This window comes from Streptomyces sp. CRN 30 (assembly GCF_034105845.1).
Genome location: NZ_JAVRHI010000428.1, coordinates 1 through 4,715 on the forward strand (window position 1 = coordinate 1; position 4,715 = coordinate 4,715).

Consider the following 4,715-nt stretch of genomic DNA (forward strand, 5'->3'; position numbering starts at 1 on the left):
GAACGCCCCGCCCCCGCGGAGGGGGTGGGGCGTTCGCACGCTCCGTGCGGGGTGCCTCAGGCCTCCTTCTCGCCCAGGAACGCCGTCTGCACCTGGACCGTCCTGCGCCGCGCGATCCGGCTGGCGCGGCCCGGGGGCAGCAGGCGGCCCTTGGTGTTGCCGATGACGTAGCCCTCGGACGGCGGGCAGGACAGCAGCAGGGCCGGGGTGTTGACCTCCTGCATGCGGCGCATCAGGTGGTCGCCCATGGCCCGTCCCGCGCCGGTGGCCGCACGGGCGACGATCATGTGCAGGCCCACCTCCCAGCCCAGCGCCAGCTGGTCCAGGAGCGGGTCGAACGGGGCGTTCATCGGCCCGGAGCCGAGCATGTCGTAGTCGTCGACGAGGATGAACAGCCGCGGCCCGTTCCACCAGTCCGCGCGCCGCATCCGGGCCGGGGTGATGTCGGGGCCCGGCACCCGGGTCTTCACCGCCCGGGCCGCCCCGTCGACCAGGTCGCGCAGCGCGTCGATGGAGACGGCGTGGCCCAGCCGGTACTCGTCCGGGATCGCCTCGACCAGCTCGCGGCGGTAGTCCACCACCATGATGCGGGCCTCGGCCGGGGAGTACCGCTCCATGATCGCCCGGGCGGCCAGCCGCAGCAGGTTGGTCTTGCCGCTCTCCGTGTCGCCGATCACGACCATGTGCGGGCTCTCGGAGAAGTCGTGCCACACGGTGTCCAGCTGGTCCTCCTCCAGGCCCAGCGGCATCCGGAAGTCGCCCTCCGGCGCGGGCAGCGAGGAGACCGCCAGCTCGGTGGGGAGCATCCGCACCCGGGGCGCGGTCGGGCCCGTCCAGCTCTCGGCGACCGCGGCCACCAGCTGGGCGACGCCCTCGCCGAGGTCGTCGGCCTGCTCGGCGCCGTCGATGCGCGGCAGCGCCGTGAGGTAGTGCAGCTTGCCCTCCCGGGTGAGGCCGCGGCCGGGCACCCGGGGAACCGTCGCGGCCCGCCGGATGTCGATCTCGGAGTCCATCGGGTCACCCATCCGCAGCTCCAGGTGGGTGCCCGCCTGGTCACGCACCGCCGAGGGGAGCTCCACCCAGCGGGCCGTGGTGACGATGAGGTGGACGCCGTAGTTCAGGCCGCGGGCCGCGATCGCCCCGAAGGACGAGATCTGCCGGTCGTAGTCCTGGCGGACCGTGGACCAGCCGTCGATGACCAGGAACACGTCGCCGTGCTCGTGGTCGGCGAACTCACCGGCCGCGCGCCGCTTGCGGAAGGTGGCCATGGAGTCGATGCCCTCGTCCAGGAAGAACTTCTCCCGGGCCGCCAGCAGCGTGTTGACCTCGGCGATCGTACGGCCCACCCGCTCGGAGTCCAGCCGGGCCGCGACGCCGCTCATGTGCGGCAGGCCGTCGAGACCGGCCAGCGTGCCGCCGCCGAAGTCCAGGCAGTAGAACTGCACCTCGCGCGGGGTGTGGGTGAGGGCGAGGGCCGTCAGGATGGTCCGCACCATGGTGGACTTGCCGCTCTGCGGACCGCCCGCGATGGCGATGTGCCCGCCGACGCCGGCCAGGTCGATCGTGAGCAGGTCCCGCATCTGGTCGAACGGCCGGTCCACGATGCCGACCGGCACCTTCAGCCTGCCCCGGTCGGGCCAGCCCACGGTGGTCAGGCCCAGCCGCGGGTCGGGGGTGAGCGGCGGCAGCACCTGGTCGAGGGTGGCGGGCAGGTCGAGCGGCGGCAGCCACACCTGGTGCGCGGGCGGGCCCGCCCCCAGCATCCGGTCGACGGCGACCGAGAGGAGCGTGTCCCCGGTCTCCTCGGCCTCGGGCTCCGGCTCCGGCAGTTCGGGCATCGCGCGGGGGACGACGTAGCCGCTGGTCCACGGCACGGTCTGGCCGGCGGCGCGGGCCTGGTTGGCGCTGCCCCGGCGGTGCCGGTACGCCCCGGAGACGTAGGCGGCCCGGAACCGGGTCAGGGCCTCCACACCGGACTTGAGGTAGCCGCTGCCCGGCGCCGCGGGCAGTTCGTAGGCGTCCGGCACGCCGAGCACGCCCCGGCTCTCCATCGCGGAGAAGGTGCGCAGGCCGATGCGGTACGAGAGGTGGCTCTCCAGCTGGTGCATGCGGCCCTCGTCGAGGCGCTGCGAGGCGAGCAGCAGGTGCACACCGAGCGAACGTCCGAGCCGGCCGATCATCACGAAGAGTTCCATGAACTCGCGGTGCGCGGAGAGCAGTTCGCTGAACTCGTCGACGACCACGAACAGGCTGGGCAGCGGCGCCAGCGGGGTGCCCGCGGCGCGCGCCTTCTCGTACTCCAGCGCGGAGGTGTAGTTGCCCGCGGCGCGCAGCAGCTCCTGGCGGCGGATCAGTTCGCCGTGCAGGGCGTCCTGCATGCGGGAGACCAGCGCCGCCTCGCCGGCGAGGTTGGTGATGACCGCCGAGACGTGCGGCATCTCGTCCAGGCCGAGGAAGGTCGCGCCGCCCTTGAAGTCGACGAGGACGAAGTTGAGCGTCTCGGAGGAGTTGGTCAGGGCGAGCGAGAGGACCAGCGTGCGCAGCAGCTCGGACTTGCCGGAGCCGGTGGCGCCGATCAGCATGCCGTGCGGGCCGGTACCGCCCTGCGCGGACTCCTTGATGTCCAGCTCCACCGGCTGGCCGTCCACGCCCACCGCGATGGGCACGCGCAGCCGGCTCGAGCCGGTGCTGCGGCTCCACAGGGTGTGCGGGTCGTGCCGGTACAGGTCCTGGATGCCGAGCAGGGTGGTCAGTTCGACGTCGTTGGCCAGCGGCTCGCTGGCGTCGGTGCCCATGCCCATCCGGTACGGCGAGATCCGCTTGGCCAGCGCGGTCGCACCGACGGGGCCGAAGGAGTCCGGACGGCCGAGGTAGGTCGTCTGCTCCTTGCGGTCGCGGTCGGTGCGCACCAGGGAGAACGCCTGACCCGTCACGTCGAAGCGGAGGGTGACCTTGCCGGGCCGCCAGGTCAGGGCACCGCTGAGGTCCAGGACCACGGTGTTGCGCAGGCCGGGGCCGTCGATGCGGTGGCCGCCGGGGACCGTGCCGCCGTCGATGACGACGACCGTGAACGGCTCCTCACGGCCGGCGACCGCGTCGGGGTCGAAGGGCGGGCGCTCCAGGAACTCCGCGCCCAGCAGGTCCTCCAGCTCGTTGAAGGCCGACCCGGTCATCCGGGCCGGGCCCGCGCCGTCGTTCTCCTGCGGGTGCAGGTGGTGCGGCAGCCACTTGGCCCACTCCCAGTCGGCCCGCCGCTCGTCGGACACGCACAGCGCGATCCACACGTCGTCGGGCGAGTGGAACGCGGCCAGCTGCGCCACGATCGCCCGGGCCAGCGGGCGGATGACCTCCTCGTCGCCGCGGAACAGCACCCGGGCCCAGGCCCGCAGGTAGATCGCGATGGGCTGGTCGGGAACGGTGCCGTAGGCGCGGATGAAGCTGCGCAGCGCGTGCGCGGAGAGCGGCTCCAGGTCCTCGACGGGGCTGCCGGCCGTCGGCGTCAGCCTCAGGCCCAGCTTCTGGTCGCCCACGGCCACCCGGATCTCGCCGAAGTCCTCGTCCGCCGGACGGCGTTCCCACAGCCGGGTCGACCCGACCAGGGACCACAGCGCGGACGGCTCGGGGTGCCGCCAGGCGAGGGCCCGCTGCTGGTCCATCACCGCGGTGCGCACCTTGCGCCGGGTCTGGGTGAGGTAGCGCAGGTAGTCCCGGCGCTCACCCTTGAGGCGCTCCTTGCGCTCGCTGTTCCGGCGCATCACCTGCCCGAGCATCATCGCCGCGGAGGAGAGGACCATCAGGCCGAGGATCAGGTAGAGGAAACTGCTGCTGCCGCTGCCGGTCATGCCGGGGCGCATGAACATCAGCATCATCGACACCGACATCAGGGCCATCGGCAGATAGGTCCAGACGGCGGACGAGTCGGGCACCACCTCGGGGAGCGTGGGCGGCTCCTGGAGGGTCAGTTCTCCGTCCGGCATCTCGGGGCCTCGCCTGCGGGCCGGCCGACGGAACAGAACCACACTCACCGTACGGGTCTCCTTAACGGAGCGGCCGCCGGACCGGCGGTAACGCGCTCACGGGGCAGGGGGGACTGATGCTGCTGAGGTCATTGATGCCATGGAGGTCATCGATGCCGCGGGGGCTGTGTCACCCCGAAGAGGCGTTTGATACTACGATCACGCCAGCTGACCACCAACCAGCAACCCCCCCACTCCGCATGTCCCTTGCCGTGTGCAAGCGAACCCCGGAAGGCGTGAGCCAGACCGATGAGTGACAACCAGGTGGCCGGCCTGTGCCGCCTGACCGTACGCGCTCCCTCCCGCACCATCGACCTGGCCGTCCCCGCCGACGTGCCGGTCGCCGACCTGCTGCCCGCCGTGCTCGGCTACGCGGGGGACGGCCTGGAGGAGGCCGGCGTGGAACACGGCGGCTGGGTCCTCCAGCGCCTCGGCGGCGAGCCCATGGACGAGGAGCGCACCCTCGAGTCCTTCGAACTGCGCGACGGCGAGACGGTCTACCTGCGACCCCGCGTCGAGGCGCTGCCCGAGGTGCACCTGGACGACCTGGTCGACGGCATCTCCACCACGATGCGCGACCGCCCGTACGGCTGGACCCCGAAGGCCGGCCGGGCCGTGCTGCGCGGCCTGGCCGTGGCGGCGCTCGCCGTCGGCCTGGTGGTGCTCGCGCTGCCCGGCGGCGGCTCCGGCACCGTCCGG

2 protein-coding genes are annotated in these 4,715 nt (G+C 72.8%); one reads left to right on the forward strand and one right to left on the reverse strand.

The window, feature by feature from the left end:
- Positions 1–56: 56 nt before the first annotated feature.
- Entirely contained in the window at positions 57–4,019 is a 3,963-nt protein-coding gene (gene eccCa, locus UW392_RS46880) for a type VII secretion protein EccCa (RefSeq protein WP_320781472.1), read from the reverse strand.
- Between the two features lie 246 nt (positions 4,020–4,265).
- Between eccCa and eccD the strand changes: the two genes are divergently transcribed.
- On the forward strand, positions 4,266–4,715 hold a 450-nt coding region (gene eccD / locus UW392_RS46885; RefSeq protein WP_320781471.1), incomplete at its 3' end, for a type VII secretion integral membrane protein EccD.